This is a genomic window from Bacillus sp. SRB_8 (genome assembly GCF_003264205.1).
Taxonomy (GTDB): Bacteria; Bacillota; Bacilli; order Bacillales; family Bacillaceae_G; genus Bacillus_A; species Bacillus_A mycoides.
In genome coordinates, this window is the sequence record NZ_NADT01000151.1 from 1 (window position 1) to 1,727 (window position 1,727).

Below are 1,727 nucleotides of genomic sequence, written 5' to 3' on the forward strand. Positions count from 1 at the left end.
TGTGTGCAACGAGTGCCGAACAAATGCAAGATATGCAAGGAACACCCTACCGTGAACTAGTTGGAGCTCTGAATTGGATTGCCACGTGCACAAGACCCGATATCTCACATGCAGTCTCCTCGTTATGCCGATTTTTGGACAACCCAGGGCAACAACACTGGACTTCTGCGAAACGTGTCCTAAAATATCTCAAGGGGAGCTCTAACTGCGGACTATTCTTTCAAGCCAAGCAACCTCCGCACTTAATCGCCTTCTCGGACAGTGACTGGGCCGGAGACAAAGATTCCAGAAGATCCACGAGCGGCTATACTCTGATGATGTCTGGATCAACCATTGCCTGGCGAAGTGCATTGCAGAAGATCGGCGCATGTTCGTCAACAGAAGCCGAGTACATTGCACTATCCGAAACAATGCGCGAGGTAATATGGATTCGTCAAATGCTGACTGAACTCGGCTTCAGCCAGAAATTAGCCACCCGAGTCTTTGAAGACAACCAAGGATGCATCGCCATCAGCAAGAACAGGCGCACCGACAAAAGAACCAAACACATTGATCTGCGCTTTCACTTTTGCCGAGATCAGATTGAACAAGGGACTATTGAGGTAGAGTATTGCCCAACAGAATCCATGATAGCGCATCGATAAACGAAGCCAGTGAACGCTCCCAAGTTCAAATGGTGTCGCACAGCCATGGGTATCACAGCCAGCAAGTTGAGGGGGCGTGTTGAATACAACTTGCCAGCCTCCAGTACGGACATTCTCCAAGAAAGGTGCGTACCCCCAGTCGGCGCAACCACGGCAAATGCATAACATAAGAGTGACTGTGCGGACTTTGTATTTGGATTATTAGTGCACTCCCCCCTATATTCTCCCACCTATACATGCTATAACCACGCAGTAATAAACCTCATTCTACTATTACCTTCACATCGGAGACATCGATTTCCTTTAGATTAACAGTCGAATTGCCACCTCATCAGGCCCCTACGTATACACTTCAGTGTATCTTCTCACCACTGCACACATACACCTCAGTGTATATTTCTACCAGCTTGTACATACACCTTAGTGTATCTTTTTTCACCACTGCATACATACACCTCAGTGTATATTTTCTACCAGTTCATACGTACACTTTAGTGTATATTTCTCGTTATTCCCACACTTTCTCTTCTCCGCACCTCTACTTCAACTTCAGTTGCGATGAAAGAAATTTTTCAGACGATTCAAAAGTTCTCCGGCAAAGACACCGATGACCTGTTACTATGGCAACAAAAGGTAGTGATGTATCTATCGACAAAGGATCTGGAATTATGCGTTGAGAAAGACCCTGATGCTAACGCGACTCCGGACCAACTACGCAAAGACAAGAAAGCTAAGTCCATTTTATGCAGCTGCATTGATGACGTGATTGTCGGCGCAATAATGAAGGAAACAACGGCACACAAGGCGTGGGCGCTTCTTGAAAGCCTTTACCGCAAGAAATCACGATCCACCAGAACCAGACTCATCGCCGAGTTTTGGAACTGCACAAAGAATGACGCCCCGATGGCCACTTACATTGCCACCCTTCAAGTTTTACAGTCAAAGCTCCGCGCTATCGGAAAGGATATGACAGATGAAGACATGACTGATCGCCTACTATCAGGCCTCCCATCTTGTTTTGACGCATTCACCGTCACGTTGGATACACTCAGCGAAGTCAAGTTTGCCGCTACTGCCGCGTCG

General features: G+C 47.1%; 2 protein-coding genes. Both read left to right on the forward strand.

The window, feature by feature from the left end; translation table 11 throughout:
• On the forward strand, positions 1 to 644 hold a 644-nt coding region (locus B5P40_RS33155; protein WP_220089780.1), incomplete at its 5' end, for a Ty1/Copia family ribonuclease HI.
• A gap of 558 nt (positions 645 to 1,202) precedes the next feature.
• The coding region (locus B5P40_RS32295; protein WP_142936391.1) for a gag-polypeptide of LTR copia-type domain-containing protein at positions 1,203 to 1,727 on the forward strand (525 nt) is incomplete at its 3' end.